We start from the raw sequence: 17,473 nt of genomic DNA on the forward strand, positions 1-17,473 counted from the left end.
TACACAAAGACACCCGCAGCAGGCTGCGGGTGTCTTTGCTTTTATAGGAATAAAAGAGTCGCTGAAATAATACCGTCCTTACAAAGGACAGCATTGCCGTTTCTACTTGCGGAAATTACATGCTTCTGAGGTTCAGATGCTTCCACTCCTCATACCAGCGCTTAATACTTGCGGGCGGCTTCACGCCGAGCTCCCGCTTCAATAATTCCGTCAGAATATGATATTGCTCCTCTACCGCTGAACGCTCTCCAATGCTGCTGTAGACCTTCATCAGCCCGAGATGCCCCTGTTCAAAATAAGGCTGGAGCTGCACCACTCTCTGGTACACGGTCACCGCTTCTGGTATCCGGCCGCTGCTGACATAGAATTCGGCGATATTCATTGCGTGATGCAGCCAGATGGTCCGCAGACGCTGCCGTTCTCCTTCTGCCCAGAGGTAATCGTAATCGTTCAGATAGTCGCCCGAATAGAAATCGAACAACCGCTGATGCTCCTCATAGTTGTCCTTATTGATGGCATCTTGAGTCAGAATGCCCTTCTCCCATTCGTAGCTGTCTATCAGCAGGCTGCCGGTCTCCAGGGTGTAGCCTTCTCCTCCGCTGGCATTGCTGATCTGCAAATCGATCTCTGCCTGCTTCAGGCATTGCCGGACCTGATAAATCGTTGTATAAAGATGAGTGGAGGCCTTCTTGAGATTGAAATCGGGCCACAGCAGATCGGTCAAAGTATCTTTGCTCACGAACCGGTTGCGGTTATGAAATAAATAAGCGAATAATTCCTGTGCCTTGGAGGTGCGCCAGCGAATATTAGGCAGCGTTTGGCCGTTCCGTTCGAATCTTAAAGACTGGAAGCTGCGGATCATGATCGTCTGTGCAGGCTTGCGGGAATCCTCCTGCGCCTGACTGACACGCTCCTCCAGCCGCTCAATGGTCTTCAGCAGGCGGCCCCGCTGTACAGGCTTCAGGACATAGTCGAGCGCATACAGCTCAAACGCCTCGATGGCGTAGCTGTTATGGGCAGTCACAAATACGATGCTTGCCTGCGGGCATAGTCTTTGCATGGCCTCCGCAGCCTGGACGCCGTTCATCTCAGGCATATCAATGTCGAGAAAAATCACATCAGGTTGGAGCTGTGAAGCTGCACTGACTGCCTCGGAAGGGTCTGTATAAGCAGCGATTACATTTATGGTTGTCAGTTCCTCCAGCATCATTTTCAGCTTCATAAGAGCAAGCCGTTCATCATCTACCAGCAAGGCCTGAATCATGTCTATCCCACCACTTCATTAAGGAATGTTGTCTTGTCATAGGCTGTTTAAGGATAATTCGACAAGAAAGTGGGTTATCCTCCCTCTGAGCTTTCACTTGAGGCTGATTTTGAATAGAAATGCTGCTATTCTAAAATAATTTAAAAACCATGCAGGGGAACCTTAAAGCCAGACGTCTAACGTTATGTAGCTGAAGGAGGGAAGAAAGACTTGGAAGAGACGGAGTGGATCAGTGCCGTGCTAAGCGGGGAGCATCAGGCCTTCGGGAATCTGGTGACCCGTTATCAAGGCATGGTATATAGCGTATGCATCAAAATTACAGGAGAAGCCGAGTCTGCCAAGGATATGGCTCAGGAAGTCTTCATCAAAGCCTATAAAGCCCTTCCCACCTTCAGAGGACAATCTTCTTTCTCCACCTGGCTGTACCGGATTGCTTACCGCACCTGTCTGGACTGGAAACGGGCCAATGACCGGGAATGGCGGCACCGGAGTGCAGCAGATTACACAGAGAATGACTGGGTGACTTCACAGACACCTGAACAGGCAGTGCTTCGCAAAGAGGCCTCCGAGGAGCTGGGTGAGAACCTGAATAGTCTGGCGGAACCGTACCGGTCGGTTGTGCAGCTGTACTATTTTCAGCGCCACTCGTATCAGGAGATTGCTGAACAAAAAGGAATTTCAGTTAAAACGGTTGAATCACAGCTCTATCGGGCCAGACAGATGATGCGCAAAAACGGGGAGGAATGGCGATGAATTGTTCAACAGTAAAAGAGTGGATGCCGCATTATATAGATGGACAGTTGTCACCCGAGGCCCAGCAGGCCATCCATTTGCATGCCCAGACCTGTCCCGGTTGCGCAGAATGGCTGGAGGAGGCGCGGGAGCTTGCGGCGATGTGGAGCGGGATGGAAGCCGGGTTGGACCGTAACGGGCAGGAACCCGTGTTACCGCATGACTTCCCAGATTTGACCGGGGATGTTATGGCTAAGATCGGCGAGCTGGAGAACGGGCGCAGAGAACGGATAGTGAAATCCACCATGTCCAGACGGCGCACGACCCGGGGGACCTCCTGGATGCATTACGGCGTGGCGGTCGGTCTGACGTTTCTCCTGCTGCAGCTTGGCGTATTTGAGAATCTGGCTTATGGCATCACTGAAATTAACGGTCATATGTCCACATCAGTCAGCTCCTGGTTCGGCCCGCAAGGTAACAATAAGTAAATCCGTAGCGGCTTCGCCGGCTATCTATTTTATTTCTAACAAACTTTGGGAGGGTAATGTATGATTAAGAAAAGACGCTGGCTCACGTTTCTCCTGGCTATGGTTCCAGGACTGGGCCACATGTATCTGGGCTTTAAAAAAATGGGTCTGGAGTATATGATTGGAGCATCGCTCTGTATTATATTCATTCCGTCCATGCCCGCAGTGTTTCCGTTCGCGCTGGCGGCGCTCTGGTTCTATCAATTATTCGATGCGCTGCAAAAGGCGGCGTGGATGAAGGTGTCGGCTGCCGAGCATGAGCGGATGATGTTCCATCCGGATAGCTTTGGAGCGCCCTGGTCGATGGGAATGTCTGCGCCCCCAATGTATCCGCATGATGATGTGAATCCGGTGTGGGTCGGTATAGGGTGTGTTATTGCAGGCATCCTGCTGCTGCTGCTCACTGCATTTCCCGATCTCTGGGAAATGCTCAGTGATATGAACATCGGGGCGATTCTGCTGTCTCTTGCTTTGATCGGGTATGGGTTCAGAATGCTGAAGAATAATTCAAAAGTACAGTGAAATGGGGAATTGAAGGATGGGGAGATGGAAAATCGGCAGCTTCACCGCCGCAATAGGGTGCATAATAGTGGGAGCTATTGTAGTAATGGCCCAATATGGTGTAATTACTTACGATGTGCTCGGCTATATCTGGCCGGCTCTGCTTATCCTGTTCGGCCTGGAGATGCTGCTTAGGCTCTTCATCAAATCCGATGTCAAGAGCCGGGTAAGCGGCTGGGCCATTGTACTGATCGTCGTGCTTGTCGCGGCAAGCGGGGCACAGACGGTGCTGGCCGGAGGGTCGCTGAGCAGTATTTTTGGCAATACCAAGCTGGTCCCGGTGAATGGTAAGGTAGAAGTGCAGCAGGATATTAAGAATGTGCGGATTGATTTGCCCCAGGGTAAGGTTAAGCTTCAGGGCGTGGAGGGGAATACGCTTACGTATGAAGGGAAACTGGAGCTGCCGGGCAATACAGACAATGAAGCGGCAAGTGCTCTGGAGCGCAAATGGAAAGTAACCACTGAAGGCGATACGCTCGTGATGGAGCTGGAGGGAGATTCAGGCTGGCTCTCCAATATCCAGATCGGATTCAATAACAATACGCCATATCTGAATGTCAGTATTCCGCAGAATCTGGCCGCTCAGGTTGAGACCAGTGACGGTTCCATCGAAGCTGCGGGGCTGGCCGCAGGCATTAATGTAGATACGAGTAACGGAACGATGGATATCCATGATGTCACCGGCGGCGTGAAGGCTCATAGCAGCAACGGCACGCTGACGGTGAAGAATGTACAGGGCGGAGTAGACCTGGTCAGCTCTAACGGTGCAATTACGCTCGGGAATATTGACGGCGCTGTATCTGCAAGAAGCAGCAACGGCAAGATTACAGTCAATTCGGGAATCACGGGTGCCTGGGAGCTGAAGTCCAGCAACGGTAAGATTGTCCTAGGTCTTCCGGCGGTAACGGATGCCAAGATCACTGCAGATACCAGTAACGGATCGCTTAAAGGCAATGTGGACTGGGGCGGCGATGATGAGGACCATGGAACGGCTGTACTTGGCAAAGGCACCCATGAGGTTACCTTGTCCACCAGCAATGGTTCTATAACAGTGGATACGGCACAATAAAGGGTACCAAACATAAAGAGCTGTTTACCGGAGGCGTTATACCGGTGAACAGCTCGTTTTGTATAAGGAGAAGCAATAATATCCGGGTTGTTATGTGGCTTGTTAGTTAGCTCTCATTACCATGCATAGGCCTTCGGGGCCGCACCACCGGGTCCGGGGAAAATCTCGTCCAGACGTTTCAGCACGGTCTCGTCCAGAACGAATTCCAGGCTGCGCAGCGCACTCTCGAATTGCTCCAGCGTACGCGGTCCGATGATCGGAGCGGTGACGGCAGGATTCGCCAGCAGCCAGGCCAGAGCGATATTATCCTGCGGCTCGCCCAGCTCCAGGCTCAGCTCTGCAAAAGCCTCCAGCTGCTTCTTGTGCTGCTCCACACGCTCCGCGTTACCGCCGCTGCGGCTGCCCTCGATCTTCTTCAGCGCGTTGCGGCCAAGCAGCCCTCCGTCAAGCGGACTCCACGGAATAATGCCTAGGCCGAGATGCTGCGCGGCAGGCAGAACCTCAAGCTCCGGCAGACGGCAGGTCAGACTGTATTTATGCTGCTCGGATACCAGTCCAAGGAACCCTCGGGCCTTCGCTTCCTGCTGGGCAACGGCAATATCCCAGCCGGCGAAGTTGCTGGAGCCGGTGTAGCCGATCTTGCCTTGGCTGACCGCAAGCTCGAAGGCGCCCCACAGCTCGTCCCAGGACACGTTACGGTCGATATGGTGCATCTGTACAGTTCAATGTGATCGGTCTGCAGACGCTGCAGAGAGCCTTCCAGATGACGGCGTATAATGTAGGAAGAGAGGCCGCCTTCATCATTGGGACCGTCCAGCTTATCACTCATCGCCCCGTAGACCTTGGTCGCCAGGACTACTTTCTCGCGGCGTCCGCCGCCCTGCTTGAACCAGCGCCCGATAATGGTCTCGGTCAGGCCTGAGTTCTCACCCCAACCATACACATTGGCGGTATCAAAAAACTGGACTCCTGCGTCCAGCGCCGCATCCATAATCCGGAAGGCTTCCTTCTCGTCGGTGATGGGGCCGAAGTTCATCGTTCCCAGACAGAGGCGGCTTACCTTCATACCAGACTTGCCAAGCTTCGTGTATTGCATCTTAAGATCACTCCTCTTCCATGTGATTAGAGATCCGAGAATATCTACTACCCATTAATTGTAATCAATTGGCGGGACAAGGGCAAATTCACGCTCCGCTCCACTTATAGGCTATAGCTATGAACGTGATAGAATCTATATCTTTGTCCTTTGCCCTCCGGTATGATACAACAATATACAGAAGAACTATGTCTGCGACCAGCAGGACTACCTAAGGAGTGACAGGAATGAGCGAGGTCAAAAAAATCGCCGTAATTGCCGGGGACGGTATCGGCCCTGAAGTTGTGGCGGAAGCGGAAAAGGTATTGAAAAGAACGGAAGAGCTGTTTGGGTATACGTTTGAAACGGAGCATGCCCTGTTCGGCGGGATCGCTATTGATGAGCGCGGAACTCCGCTGCCTGAGGATACGCTGGAAATCTGCCGCAGCGCCGATGCTGTACTGCTTGGAGCCGTAGGCGGACCGAAATGGGACAATAATTCGAAGGAGCTGCGTCCAGAGACCGGACTGCTGGGTATCCGCAAGGCGCTCGGGCTATTCTCCAATCTGCGTCCGGCGGTAGTCTTCGATTGTCTGAAGGATGCTTCGACACTGAAGCCGGAGGTACTGGAAGGCACGGACCTGATGGTCGTACGTGAATTGACAGGCGGGATCTACTTCGGGGACAAGCTGCGCCGTCAAGGCGAGCATGGGGAGGAAGCGGTAGATACTTGTGTCTACAATGTCATGGAGGTTGAGCGGATTGTACGCCAGGCATTCGAGATTGCCGGGAAGCGCCGGGGTAAGCTGGCGAGCGTAGACAAAGCCAATGTACTGGAGACCTCCCGTCTGTGGCGTGAAGTGGTAAACAGAGTGGCACCGGAATATCCGCAGGTTGAGGTTGAGCATGTGCTGGTGGATAACTGTGCCATGCAGCTGCTGCGCCGTCCTTCGAGCTTCGATGTCATCGTGACCGAGAATATGTTCGGCGATATCCTTAGCGATGAAGCGGCGATGCTGACAGGCTCGATTGGTATGCTGGCCTCCGCTTCGCTGGGAGAAGGCAGCTACGGCCTGTATGAGCCGGTTCACGGCTCGGCGCCTGATATTGCCGGACAAGGGCTGGCGAACCCGATCGCCACGATCCTGTCGCTTGCGCTGATGTTCCGCATGACCTTCGGCTACGAGAATGCAGCCGCTGCCATTGAAGCTGCAGTTGCCGAGGTACTGGATGCCGGTCACCGGACGAGCGATATCGCAGTCGATAAGAGCAAGGCGATCAGCACCTCAGAGATGGGTGACCTGATCGTAGCCGCTATCCGCAAAGCCTAGTTCTACCACATGTATCCCTTTTGACGCAGAATGAAGAAAAACTTCACAAAATGTTGCTTATTTATAATTATTATAAAAAAGTAATCAATGTAATATTGACTTTGATTTTGTCCGATGATAACATTTGGTCTGTACCCGTAAGAATGTAACCATCCAATAAAATCAAGAAAAGCATATTGCATCCGGCAACGGTCCGGTAGTTGTTTTTCTTACATAATTCAAAGGAGGATTTAAGCAATGGCAGAACGTTTGGTAGGTAAACCCGCTCCTGACTTCTTCATGGAAACAGTAACAGGTGACGGTAAGGATTTCGGTAAGGTAAGCTTGTCCGACTATCGCGGCAAATGGCTTGTATTCTTCTTCTATCCGCTTGATTTCACCTTCGTATGTCCAACAGAAATTACAGCTTTGAGTGATGCAGCTGCTGATTTCGCAGAGCTGGATACAGAAATTCTTGGTGTGAGCATCGATTCCATCCATAGCCACAAGGCTTGGTTGTCTACACCTAAGGATATGAACGGTCTTGGCCAGATCAACTTCCCGCTGGCTTCTGACATCACGAAGAAGGTTGCCAGCGATTACGGCATCCTGATTGAAGAAGAAGGCATTGCACTTCGTGGACTCTTCATCATCGATCCTGAAGGAGAACTGAAGTATCAGGTTGTTAACCATAATGATGTGGGCCGCAGCGTTGAAGAGACATTGCGTGTTCTGCAGGCTCTCCAATCCGGCGGGCTGTGCGCTATGAACTGGAAACCGGGCGACAAGAACCTGTAAGCTTCCGGACCTTATGAGCTGCGATCTTTGATATACTAAGAGGACCTCCTTGCGGGAATATTTTTCCCCTCCAAGGAGGTTTTTTGCAAAAAGTTTGAAAATGGGCATAAAGGTTAATATATAGCTTGTAAGGGGAGGAATCTCTCCAGGTGTTTTGTAATATACTAATAGGAAATCAACGACAACACTCAAGGAGGGTGAACAAAAATGAGCTTTTGCTGTGGAGCGAGTATGGTTGGAACGAAGGGGACCCTAAAGCATTATCGCACGCAAGTCCATAATGTTCCCCTGCTTTTTTGTCCGGTATGCCACCGGGTAGAGGTACATTACAAAGTCGAAAATGAATATGAAATTCTGGCGGAATATGCCCATGGTGACGGCGTCACGGATGTGGATTTCCAGGATTATGTGATGGAGGAAGAAGAGGCGATCTTCGAGAACGTCATTAATATGGAGAGCGAGGACCCGCTCGCGATCATACGCAGCCAGATCGATATGTCGCTGGACCTGCTGGGGGTTGCCAAACAGATTGGCGACTCCAAATGGGAACGTGAGCTGAAGAAGCGTCTGGCTGTCATGAGCCAGCGGCGTCACCGGCTGCAGCAAAAGGCCTGAATACCAGCATAGATCCTGCCCCCATGAAGTTATAAATTAGGGAGCTCCTGCCGAATGGTGGGGGCTCTTTTCAATGTATTTGCAGGAAACCAATCATTCCCACCCTATTAAATGTGTCTTAAGAATCATTTTAGGAATATTTTTGTCATTCGACAGATTCTCTGATTGCGTTGTCTTCTTCTCTTGGATATGATTGGAATATAGTTGAAACGGTTGGATAATATAATACGATTCTCGAATGTTCTGGCGGCTTCGTCATATACTCAGATACATAGTAATTTGATGTCGCTTAAGCGTCTTCGTCAATTGCAGTAAAAGGGGGAACTTCGTATCGTGATAAGCCAATATCAGGAAAGCTTGCTTTTATCGGCAAGAACGTTTCAATCTGGTCCATCGGATTCCACATTTGAGGATGTGCTGGAGCACATCGACAGCGGGATTCTGCTTTTTGATGATGAGGGTGTACTGACTTTCGTCAACAAGCAGATGTACGGCATTCTGGAGCTTAACCGTCATTCTCTTCTGGGCTGCACTTTGCATCATCTGTTATCCCATATTCAGCTCAGCCGCTTCAAGAAGAAGCAGGTGCTCAGGAGTTATCGTGAAATGGTGCTCAAAGGTAAGCCAAGCTATGAATTTGTGGATGAATATGGACGGTACTGGCGCGCATCTCTGTCCAGCGGAGAGGAAATGAAGGGCAGCTATCTGTTCACTCTCAAAGAGATCTCCGACTACAAGCTGATTGAACAGACGGCCTACCAGAATGACAGCCTGGCCATGCTGGGCCGGCTCTCTGCCTCCATCGCCCATGAGATCCGCAATCCGCTGACGGCTATCCGGGGGTTCATCCAACTGCTGCATCCTCACCTGCATCTGCTCGGCAAAGAGGAATATGCGAAGATTATACTAGCGGAGATTGATCGTGCCAATGACATCATTCATGAATTTCTGACTTCCTCCAAACCTTCCGTACCGCAGATTAGCATGATTCCTGTCTCCGCCCTGCTGAAGGAAGTGGTTCTGCTGACAGAGAGCGAGGCTCTGATGAAGGGCTGCCAGATTAATCTGCAGGTGCTTCAGGAGGACCTGGTCATCTCGGGGGATATTAAGCAGATGAAGCAGGTTGTACTCAATATGATCAGGAATGCGATGGAAGCGATCTTGGAGCGGGTGGATGATTCCACGGGCCGAATTGAGGTTGGCGCACGCAAAGAAGGCACAGAGGTGCGTATCTTCATCTCCGACAACGGTAAGGGAATGGATATCTGCACGCTCGACAGACTGTTCAATCCGTTTTTTACTACGAAGGAGAATGGGACGGGACTTGGACTCTCCGTCAGTGACCGGATCATCAAGAATCATGGCGGCTGCATCTCGGTTAGCAGCCGGCTGAATGAAGGAACACGGTTCGTCATTTCGCTTCCGCTTATTCATTAATGCTTATTCAAAGCCCCGTGTGCTCGTTGGAGTGCATACGGGTTATAATCAATATGTAAGGGCTGATTCCTGCAATGCACGATCGAGTGCGGGAGATCAGCCCTATCTGCGTTATTAGTGTAATAGTTATTAGTGCGGGCAACCTGGATCGGAGGGATGAAGCGTGATTGTTGAATGGAGCACTGATGCCAGTGTAGCCTCGCCGCAAGGAGATGCTGTATGTCTAATCATCTCAGAGGCACAGGCACAGGGAGAAGGGCTTCCGGCAGACTGGGCCGGGAGAATCCGCTTATTGTCTGCAGCGGGGCTGTTCAGCGGCAAGCAGGGGCAGGTGTATGTCCTGCCCGTAATGGAGCAGCCGGAGCAGTCTATGGTCATTCTGGCCGGAAGCGGGAAGGGCCAGGTTGGCTTACACGAGCTGCGGCAGTTGATGGCGCAGACCGCCAGGGCGGCTTACAGACTGAAGGCAGCTGCCCTTGTGGTGCAGATACCTGCTGCGCTGGGCGGGCTGACTGGAGCACTGAAGGCGGAACAGGCCGGCCAGGCCATTGCGGAAGGGCTGGTCCTGGGGTCGTACCGCAGAAGACAATATAAGCTGGAACAGTCAATCTACGCGGGTCTTGATACGGTTCGTCTGCATATAGGACGCAAGAGCGAAGCAGCAGAAGAGGAAGCCTGGAGACAAGGAATCAAGCGGGGGCAGGCTTTCGGGGAGGCAACTAATCTTGCCCGTGAATTGACCAACCGCCCGGGGAACCTGCTGACTCCTTCGGGTCTGGCTATGGCTGCTATCGAAATCGCTGAACGGCACGGGCTTCCGGCTGAAGTGCTGGATGAACGTGAGCTTGCGCTTAAGGGAATGGGTGGACTGCTTGCGGTTGGCAGCGGCAGCGTGAATCCTCCCCGCATGATTGTCATCCGTTATCAGGGGACTAATGAATGGGAGAACGCAGTGGGGATTGTCGGCAAAGGGGTCACCTTTGATACCGGGGGCATCTCTCTGAAGCGGGCTCCGGGCATGGAGAGTATGTTCAGTGATATGGCCGGGGCCGCAGCCGTCCTGGCGGTTATGGAGGCGCTGGGGCAATTGCGCCCCAAGGTCAATGTGGTCATGCTGATTCCGGCGGCTGAGAATATGCCGGCTGCGAATGCTTTTAAACCTGGCGATATTATTACTACCCTCAGTGGAAGAACGATCGAAATCATCAATACCGATGCGGAGGGCCGGATCATTCTGGGAGATGCGCTTACGTATGCCCGGGAGTGGGGGGTACAGCGAATCATTGACGTAGCCACGCTAACGGGGGCTGTGGTGTCTATTCTGGGCGATGTGGCTACAGGGGCAGTATCGAATGATCCAGCGTTCCTGGAAGAGATCCTGGCAGCCTCAAGGCTGTCGGGCGAGCAAATCTGGCCGTTGCCTGTCTATCCTGAATTCCGGGAGCTGCTGACAAGCGAGGTTGCGGATCTCCGCAATGCTGCCGGGAGATATGGAGCTGCCAGTGCGGCAGGACTGTTCATCGGAGAATTCGCCGAGGGACTGCCGTGGGTGCATCTCGATATTGCCGGCACTGCCTTCCTGTCTGCAGAACGGGGAGTGAATCCTAAGGGAGCCACGGGCGTAATGGTCCGCACCTTGCTGGAATATCTGCTCCGCTCTGCTGTGGAACCGGATAATCGCTCCTCTGAAGCCTAAGGGGAATATTCATATTAACAGTCAAACAGCCGCAGGTCCTCAGTTTCCTGAGACCTGCGGCTGTTTGTTGATGTAGAGTCCTGTTCGCTATAGCCGAGAGGATGGCAGCCTATTTACGGGCCTTCATCTGGGCAGTCAGGGATTGGACGCTGTTCATAATCTTATCCCGCGTATTCTTATTCTTCAGCAAGTAGGCGGCTCCCAAGGCTACCGTTGTAAACAAAGTCTTCTTGGTGTTCATCGTCATTCCTCCTTGGCAATAGTCTGGTTGTAAAAGCTTATAACTAACATACCCGCATGCCAAGGTTTCTAAACGAAATAATACCAATCTGTATCAGCTAAAGCTGCGTCCTAGCGCTTGCTGCCCATTGTAGTACTGCCGCAGGACAGAGGTGAATCCATCGCTGCTGCGGGACAGGTCTTGCCCTTGTCACAGCCGGCACAGGCCCCCTGCTTGCCCTTCTGCACATGACGGTAGATCATCCAGCCGGAGTACCCGAATATTAGCGCCACAATCACAATATTAACGATCATTGCTGTCATCGCTTCCTCTCAATATAACTTGGACTTGCTGCGGGGCTACGACCATCCGAGCAGACGTCCTCCTTGATAGATCACCAGTGACACCGCATAGGCCAATACCAGAGAGTAACCCATGGAGAAAAATGTCCATTTCCAGGAGGCAGTCTCCTTCTTGATAACGCCGACAGTGGCCAGACAAGGAATGTAGAGCAGGATAAAGGCCATGAAGCTGATTGAGCTAAGCGGTGTAAAGACTGAAGCAATCTGGCCTTCCAGTCCTGCTGCATCCGGAGCATGGTAGATGATGTTCATGGTGGAGACTACAACCTCTTTAGCGAGGAAGCCGGGTACCAGGGTAGAACCGGCCTGCCATGTTCCGAAGCCGAGCGGCTGCAGCAGCGGGGCAATGAAGCCGCCGAATTTCGCCAGGAACGAGTGATCCATCTCCACATTGAGGCCGCCAGGACCGGCATAGGACATCAGCCAGATCAGGACTGAGCCGGCGAGGATGATTGTCCCAGCTTTGCGCAGGAAGCCTTTGCCCTTCTCCCAGGTGCTGCGCCCCAGTGTCTTAAGCTGCGGCATCCGGTACGGAGGCAGCTCGATGATGAAGATGGACGTCTCATTCTTGAACAGATACTTGGAGAAGAACTTACACAGAATCAGGGCAAATACAACACCCATTACATACATAGAGAGTACAGCTGTAGCTTGCTGAGCAGGGAAGAAGACCGCTGCGAACAGCAGGTATACAGGAAGCCGGGCGGAACAGGACATCAGCGGCATGAGCAGCGTCGTCAGCAGCCGGTCCTTGGGCTGTTCAATACTCCGGGCAGCCATGATCGCCGGTACGTTACAGCCGAAGCCGATAATGAATGGAATGAAGGCCTTGCCGTTCAGGCCCATCCGTTCCATTGTGCTGTCCATCAGCAGGCAGACACGGGCCATATACCCGGAATCCTCCAGGAAGGAGATCATCAGGAACAGGATGAATATCTGCGGAACAAATACGAGCACGCCGCCTACGCCGCCGATGAGACCATCAACGATCAGAGCGTGCGTGAATTCCGAAGCCCCGATGGCTTGCAGCAGCGAATTCGTCCAATCGCTGAACTGACCGCCGATGAAGCCATCCAAGAGATCAGATAACGGTCCGCCAATCCAGTCGAAGGTAGTTTTGAACATCGCATACATAAAGACGATGAACAGGGGCAGTCCAAGAAAATGGTGGGTAAGGATGGAATCCAGACGTTCGGTCAGATTATGCGGCTTTTGCAGGGTAGAGTCTATAGCGTCAGCGCATACCTTGCGGATGTAGTCCATGCGGACGGAGCGAATCCATTGGGGAAGAGTGAGTGCAAGCTTCTCTTTCTGCAGCCGGGTCTGAGCGGCATCTGCGATTAGCAGCAAGCCGGAAATATCCATCCGCTTCTTGAGCAGTTCCAGAATTACCGGGTTCTGTTCCATCAGCTGCAGAGCCACCCAGCGCAGGTTAGGCAGACCTGAGGTCTGCTGCAATTGCGTAATGATGGAGGCTATGGCTTCTTCGGCGATTTCGCCATAATTCAACTGGAAGGTTACAGGCGGGATATGGGACGGCTGCTCCAGCACACTAAGCACCTGACTGGCACCTTTGCCTGTCCGGGCAATCAGCGGCAGCACGGGAATGCCGAGCCGGTCCTTAAGAATGTCGGGGTTCACCAGAATTCCGCGCGCCTTGGCGACATCGGTCATATTCAGTCCGAGGATCGTCGGCTTGCCGTATTCCAGCAGCTGCAGGGTAAGCAGCAGGTTCCGTTCCAATTGTGAGGCGTCGACAATATTGATAAGTGCTTCAGGTGTTTCTTCAATTAGATATTGTGCGGCAACGCCCTCATCGCGGGAGAGGGGGTGAAGGGAGTAGATTCCGGGCAGATCGATGAGCTTCCCGGCTCCGTTCTTCAGACTGCCGATTTTTTTCTCAACCGTAACGCCTGCCCAGTTCCCTACGTATTCGTAGGAAGAAGTCAGGGTATTGAACAGCGAGGTTTTCCCGGTGTTGGGGTTCCCCACAAGTGCGATAGAGCTCATGAGACCTTCACCTCTATCATAGATGCTTCCTTCCGCCGGATAGCAAATAGCTGACCGTTGCATTCAAGCGTAATGGGACCCATGAACGGCCCTTTGCCCTTGAGACGGATCATTACACCCTCAGATACTCCCAGATCGGCCAGACGGCGGCGCAAGATAGGGTTCATGCCTTCGATTCTTTGAATGGAGCCGGTAGAGCCTGGTTGCAAACGCAGCAAGGAGCAGGATGTTAGAGCCATTGTTATCCCTCCGAAAGAGACTGATAATCAATCTCAATGATTTCTTGTAATGTAGCATTTTTTTTACATATTATCTGTGATTAATATCATTGTTTCATTCTACGGAAATGGATATGGGAATTGCTGAAATTTTCTTTACAATATATTCTTCATTAAAGTATGATTGAACGATAATGTAAGCATAGTATGAAAATGATACCCCGAAGGGAGAACAGATTGTGAAGACGAATCAGAGTAAAATTGTCGATTGTACCATCCGCGATGGGGGACTGGTGAATAACTGGGATTTCAGTATTGAGTTTGTTCAGAAATTATATGCCGGACTGAATGAAGCCGGTGTTGATTATATGGAAATCGGATATAAGAACTCGCCGAAGCTGCTCAAAGGGGCAGAGGGTGCAGGCCCTTGGCGCTTTTTGAATGATGACTTCCTGCGCAAGGTAATTCCGCAAAAGGGGCATACGAAGCTGTCGGCGCTGGTCGATATCGGCCGTGTGGACGAGAATGATATTCTGCCCCGCAGCGAGAGCATGCTCGATCTGATCCGTGTGGCTTGTTACAGCAAGGATGTGGACAAGGCCCTCCAGCTGGTGCAGACGTTCCATGACCTGGGCTATGAGACGACGATTAATATTATGGCCCTGTCCAATGTGATGGAGAATGAGCTGCTGGAAGCCTTCGAGCAGATCCGCGAGAGTGTGGTTGATGTAGTCTATATCGTGGATTCTTACGGCAGCCTGGATCATAATGATTTTCATTACCTGGTAGAGAAGTTCAAGACACATCTGCCGGACAAGCGGCTCGGTGTGCATACCCACAACAATCTTCAGCTGGCCTTCTCTAATACGCTGATTGCAGCCGAGAAGGGGGTAGAGCTACTGGATGCTTCCTGTTATGGAATGGGCCGCGCTGCAGGCAACTGTCCTACAGAGCTGCTGGTGACCCATCTGAAGAATACGAATTATACGCTCCGTCCTGTTCTGGATATCGTTGAGAACCTGATGATTCCCCTGCGGGAAAAGGAAGAGTGGGGTTATATCATTCCGTATATGATTACAGGGACGCTGGATGAGCATCCCCGCTCGGCAATGGCGCTGCGATCTTCGGCCGATAAAGATAAGGCGGTTGACTTCTATGACACACTGACAACACCTGAGGTCAATTTCGGGGACAAATAACCGTCTGGAAGGAGAAAGCACTGGCCTCTATTTGTAGGCAGGTGCTTTTTTTCTGCCGGAGCTGCCTCCTTGCAATATTGTAGGTGATCAATGTAACTTTACGGAGCCATCTGGCCGATATTTATACATAGGACATCATGCACATTCATCTGATTTTATAGATATCATTTTTAGACGCGAGGGACTTATGAGACAAGAAGAGAGAAAGACGATTCATGCGGCTATTCTAGGGGCTGCGCTGTTCCTTCTGATCCAGATTTTTCGTACACCGCTGGGCCAAATAGAGGACAAGGATTTGCTGATGGCGTTTTACCTTATTTTGGGCTGCTGCACTGTGGCGTTCGGTTTTGCAATTTTTGCCCAGGGCTGGCTGCTGTTCGCTAATAGTTTATCCAAGGCCAGGCTGTACACCTCTGCATTGTTTCTGGGAGTGAGCATCTTTGACTTCCTGCATGTACTCGGGTTTGTAGGTATTCCCGGAATCATCCCTTATATCAGCCAGGGGCAGTCCTTATGGCTCCTGACGTTCTCCCGCTTGACCAGTGCACTGGGGATCATGCTGATTTTTAGCAGGGCAGATCAACCCGTAGGAACCGGGGGTAAAGGCAAGGTATTTAGAAATTCTCTTGTGGTCATTCTGCTGTCTTTGGCAGTGTTTAGTCTCGGCAACCTGATTGTCTCCGGGCTGGCAGACGAACCGTGGGCAGAAACGACAAGAGATCTGATGAATATGGCGATACTGTTCGTCTATTTGCTTGGCGCTGCGATTATCATTTATCCGGGCAAAAATGAGAAGTCGGCCTCTCTGCTGATTATTATCCGTTCCCTAGTATTCTTCTCGCTGGCTCAGGTCTTCTTCATGAATCTGTTTAGTGTCGGGGAGCTAGACTATCTCTTCGGGATGCTCAGCAGCGCAGCGGCGTATTATCTTCTGCTGACCGGAGTCTACAGATTGACGATTGAGGAGCCGTTCCAGGAGAGCCAGCAGGCGGAAGCGCGGATTAATTATCTGGCGTACCACGATGAGCTGACCGGTCTTCCGAACAGACGCCGCCTGATGCAGCGCATGGAAGAGGTGGTGCTCCAGAGCGAGCAGGACAAAAGCCGCGGCTTCTCCGGGCTGGTCATTATGAACATCAACCATTTCAAGAATATCAATGACTCTCTTGGTCACTATGCAGGAGATCAGCTGCTGCAGCTGGTCGCCCGGCGGATCGGGGACGAGGTTAGAGTCAATGAAGAGCTCTTTAGTATGGGGGCGGACGAGTTTGCTTTTCTGATGACGGAGCGTACGGGGCTGGAGAATTGTCTGGTCCGGGCGGGTGAGCTGCTGCGTCTGTTCGAGACACCGGTAGGTCTGGAGTCGGGTGAATACCATATCTCGCTTAGTCTGGGGGTAAGTATCTATCCCGGGGACGGAGATACGGCAGAGCAGTTGATACAGAATGCAGACACAGCGGTGCACAATGCCAAGGATCAGGGCGTGGAGATCCGCCGCTATATTCCGGCTATGCAGATGAAGGCGAAGGAACGTCTCAAGCTGGAGAACGATCTGCGCCGGGCGCTGGAGCGGGGGGAGTTCTATTTGGTTTATCAGCCCCAGGTACTGCTTGAGACAGAAGAGATTGTCGGCATGGAGGCGCTGCTGCGCTGGAACCATCCCAAACGCGGCTTGGTCTCTCCGGTAGATTTCATCCCTATCGCTGAAGAGAGCGGGCTAATTGTTCCCATTGGGGAATGGGTGCTTAAGACGGCCTGTATGCAGAATAAAATGTGGCAGGATGCCGGCTATCATCCGATTTGCGTGTCCATTAACCTCTCGATGCGCCAGTTTTTGCAGCCCAATCTGGCCGGCAAAATTGATGCCATTCTGAAGGATATCGGTCTCGATCCCTGCTACGTGGACTTGGAGATTACTGAGAGTATGACCCTGGACAAGGAGACCGCCTTCGACCAGTTGAACCGTCTCAAAAGACTTGGCGTATGCATCAGCATCGATGATTTCGGGACAGGTTACAGCTCGCTGCATTATCTGAAGAATATGCCGATTGACCGCTTGAAGATCGACCGTTCCTTCGTATCGGATGTCATGGAGGACAGCAACAATGCTGCGATCGTCTCTACGATTACCTCGATGGCCCACCATTTGAAGCTCAAGGTTACCGCCGAAGGCGTGGAGAACAAGGAGCAGCTGAACTTTCTGCGCCAGCAGCATTGTCATGAGGCCCAGGGGTATCTGTTCAGCAAGCCGGTTAAGGCGGCCGAATTCGAACAGTCTTTCCTCAGGCCTCTGCTGGAAATGCCGTCGTAACCTCCGGTATCTGAATTTAATAGGGTTGCAATTTATTCGTAGTGATGCTATAATGTTTCTTGTACTCAA

Annotated in this window: 16 protein-coding genes and 1 pseudogene; 11 read left to right on the plus strand and 6 right to left on the minus strand. The window is 51.9% G+C overall.

The annotated features are described in order from the left end of the window. Positions 1-115 precede the first annotated feature (115 nt). Complete coding sequence (locus NST43_RS05105) at positions 116-1,264, minus strand: response regulator (RefSeq protein ID WP_209991553.1); 1,149 nt, start codon at positions 1,262-1,264, stop codon at positions 116-118. Between the two features lie 210 nt (positions 1,265-1,474). On the opposite strand from NST43_RS05105, the gene NST43_RS05110 reads away from it, so the two are divergent. From NST43_RS05110 to NST43_RS05125, 4 genes are read left to right on the plus strand one after another with little or no spacing between them, the layout of a single operon-like run. Next, positions 1,475-2,017: an RNA polymerase sigma factor gene (locus NST43_RS05110; protein WP_209991552.1), complete on the plus strand. Its 543-nt coding sequence runs from the start codon at positions 1,475-1,477 to the stop codon at positions 2,015-2,017. Continuing rightward, positions 2,014-2,484 carry a zf-HC2 domain-containing protein gene (locus NST43_RS05115; RefSeq protein ID WP_339222929.1) on the plus strand — a complete coding sequence of 157 codons (471 nt, stop codon included), beginning with the start codon at positions 2,014-2,016 and terminating at the stop codon, positions 2,482-2,484. Before NST43_RS05110 ends, NST43_RS05115 begins: the two co-directional genes overlap by 4 nt. 60 nt (positions 2,485-2,544) lie before the next feature. Continuing rightward, positions 2,545-3,045, plus strand: coding sequence for a hypothetical protein (locus NST43_RS05120; protein WP_209991550.1), 501 nt, complete (start codon positions 2,545-2,547; stop codon positions 3,043-3,045). A 16-nt stretch (positions 3,046-3,061) separates the two neighbouring features. Beyond that, on the plus strand, positions 3,062-4,153 hold the full coding sequence (locus tag NST43_RS05125; protein WP_339222931.1) for a DUF4097 family beta strand repeat-containing protein: 1,092 nt from the start codon (positions 3,062-3,064) through the stop codon (positions 4,151-4,153). A gap of 116 nt (positions 4,154-4,269) precedes the next feature. Here NST43_RS05125 and NST43_RS05130 read toward each other — a convergent pair. Continuing rightward, positions 4,270-5,249 (minus strand): annotated as a pseudogene (locus NST43_RS05130) (aldo/keto reductase). A 227-nt stretch (positions 5,250-5,476) separates the two neighbouring features. Here NST43_RS05130 and leuB point away from each other — a divergent pair. The 5 genes from leuB to NST43_RS05155 all read left to right on the plus strand — a co-directional run bounded on the left by leuB (position 5,477) and on the right by NST43_RS05155 (position 11,084). Beyond that, positions 5,477-6,559, plus strand: coding sequence for a 3-isopropylmalate dehydrogenase (gene leuB / locus NST43_RS05135; RefSeq protein WP_339222932.1), 1,083 nt, complete (start codon positions 5,477-5,479; stop codon positions 6,557-6,559). Between the two features lie 237 nt (positions 6,560-6,796). Then, complete coding sequence (locus NST43_RS05140) at positions 6,797-7,336, plus strand: peroxiredoxin (RefSeq protein WP_339222933.1); 540 nt, start codon at positions 6,797-6,799, stop codon at positions 7,334-7,336. 207 nt (positions 7,337-7,543) lie between these two features. Next, a complete protein-coding gene (locus NST43_RS05145) occupies positions 7,544-7,951 on the plus strand; it encodes a hypothetical protein (protein WP_209991546.1) in 408 nt (135 codons plus the stop codon). 333 nt (positions 7,952-8,284) lie between these two features. Further along, complete coding sequence (locus NST43_RS05150) at positions 8,285-9,388, plus strand: ATP-binding protein (protein ID WP_209991545.1); 1,104 nt, start codon at positions 8,285-8,287, stop codon at positions 9,386-9,388. Positions 9,389-9,551: 163 nt separating this feature from the next. Then, positions 9,552-11,084, plus strand: a complete 1,533-nt coding sequence (locus NST43_RS05155; protein WP_339222934.1) for a leucyl aminopeptidase — start codon at positions 9,552-9,554, stop codon at positions 11,082-11,084. Between the two features lie 109 nt (positions 11,085-11,193). Here NST43_RS05155 and NST43_RS05160 read toward each other — a convergent pair whose 3' ends face one another. The 4 genes from NST43_RS05160 to NST43_RS05175 form a co-directional block, all read right to left on the minus strand. Next, positions 11,194-11,325: a hypothetical protein gene (locus tag NST43_RS05160; protein ID WP_339222935.1), complete on the minus strand. Its 132-nt coding sequence runs from the start codon at positions 11,323-11,325 to the stop codon at positions 11,194-11,196. Positions 11,326-11,435: 110 nt separating this feature from the next. Next, positions 11,436-11,627, minus strand: a complete 192-nt coding sequence (locus tag NST43_RS05165) for a FeoB-associated Cys-rich membrane protein (protein WP_339222937.1) — start codon at positions 11,625-11,627, stop codon at positions 11,436-11,438. 36 nt (positions 11,628-11,663) lie between these two features. Beyond that, the gene (gene feoB, locus NST43_RS05170; protein ID WP_339222939.1) at positions 11,664-13,676 is read right to left on the minus strand and encodes a ferrous iron transport protein B; all 2,013 of its coding nucleotides are present in this window, start codon (positions 13,674-13,676) and stop codon (positions 11,664-11,666) included. Next, positions 13,673-13,915, minus strand: a complete 243-nt coding sequence (locus NST43_RS05175) for a FeoA family protein (RefSeq protein ID WP_339222940.1) — start codon at positions 13,913-13,915, stop codon at positions 13,673-13,675. The genes feoB and NST43_RS05175 overlap by 4 nt, the downstream gene beginning before the upstream one ends. 218 nt (positions 13,916-14,133) lie before the next feature. Between NST43_RS05175 and NST43_RS05180 the strand changes: the two genes are divergently transcribed. Then, a complete protein-coding gene (locus tag NST43_RS05180; protein ID WP_209991543.1) occupies positions 14,134-15,093 on the plus strand; it encodes an aldolase catalytic domain-containing protein in 960 nt (319 codons plus the stop codon). A 187-nt stretch (positions 15,094-15,280) separates the two neighbouring features. After that, positions 15,281-17,404, plus strand: a complete 2,124-nt coding sequence (locus NST43_RS05185) for an EAL domain-containing protein (RefSeq protein WP_339222941.1) — start codon at positions 15,281-15,283, stop codon at positions 17,402-17,404. The last annotated feature ends 69 nt before the right edge of the window (positions 17,405-17,473 follow it).

This window comes from Paenibacillus sp. FSL H8-0332 (assembly GCF_037963835.1).
In the GTDB taxonomy this organism is placed as follows: Bacteria; Bacillota; Bacilli; order Paenibacillales; family Paenibacillaceae; genus Paenibacillus_AQ; species Paenibacillus_AQ rhizoplanae.

Excerpts from the sequence above, each read along its gene's own strand:
- NST43_RS05125 (WP_339222931.1), top strand. The coding sequence starts at position 3,062 with ATGGGGAGATGGAAAATCGGCAGCTTCACCGCCGCAATAGGGTGCATA.
- NST43_RS05165 (WP_339222937.1), bottom strand. The coding sequence starts at position 11,627 with ATGACAGCAATGATCGTTAATATTGTGATTGTGGCGCTAATATTCGGG.
- NST43_RS05175 (WP_339222940.1), bottom strand. The coding sequence starts at position 13,915 with ATGGCTCTAACATCCTGCTCCTTGCTGCGTTTGCAACCAGGCTCTACC.
- NST43_RS05140 (WP_339222933.1), top strand. The coding sequence starts at position 6,797 with ATGGCAGAACGTTTGGTAGGTAAACCCGCTCCTGACTTCTTCATGGAA.
- NST43_RS05120 (WP_209991550.1), top strand. The coding sequence starts at position 2,545 with ATGATTAAGAAAAGACGCTGGCTCACGTTTCTCCTGGCTATGGTTCCA.
- NST43_RS05115 (WP_339222929.1), top strand. The coding sequence starts at position 2,014 with ATGAATTGTTCAACAGTAAAAGAGTGGATGCCGCATTATATAGATGGA.
- NST43_RS05185 (WP_339222941.1), top strand. The coding sequence starts at position 15,281 with ATGAGACAAGAAGAGAGAAAGACGATTCATGCGGCTATTCTAGGGGCT.
- NST43_RS05105 (WP_209991553.1), bottom strand. The coding sequence starts at position 1,264 with ATGATTCAGGCCTTGCTGGTAGATGATGAACGGCTTGCTCTTATGAAG.
- NST43_RS05160 (WP_339222935.1), bottom strand. The coding sequence starts at position 11,325 with ATGAACACCAAGAAGACTTTGTTTACAACGGTAGCCTTGGGAGCCGCC.
- NST43_RS05145 (WP_209991546.1), top strand. The coding sequence starts at position 7,544 with ATGAGCTTTTGCTGTGGAGCGAGTATGGTTGGAACGAAGGGGACCCTA.
- leuB (WP_339222932.1), top strand. The coding sequence starts at position 5,477 with ATGAGCGAGGTCAAAAAAATCGCCGTAATTGCCGGGGACGGTATCGGC.
- feoB (WP_339222939.1), bottom strand. The coding sequence starts at position 13,676 with ATGAGCTCTATCGCACTTGTGGGGAACCCCAACACCGGGAAAACCTCG.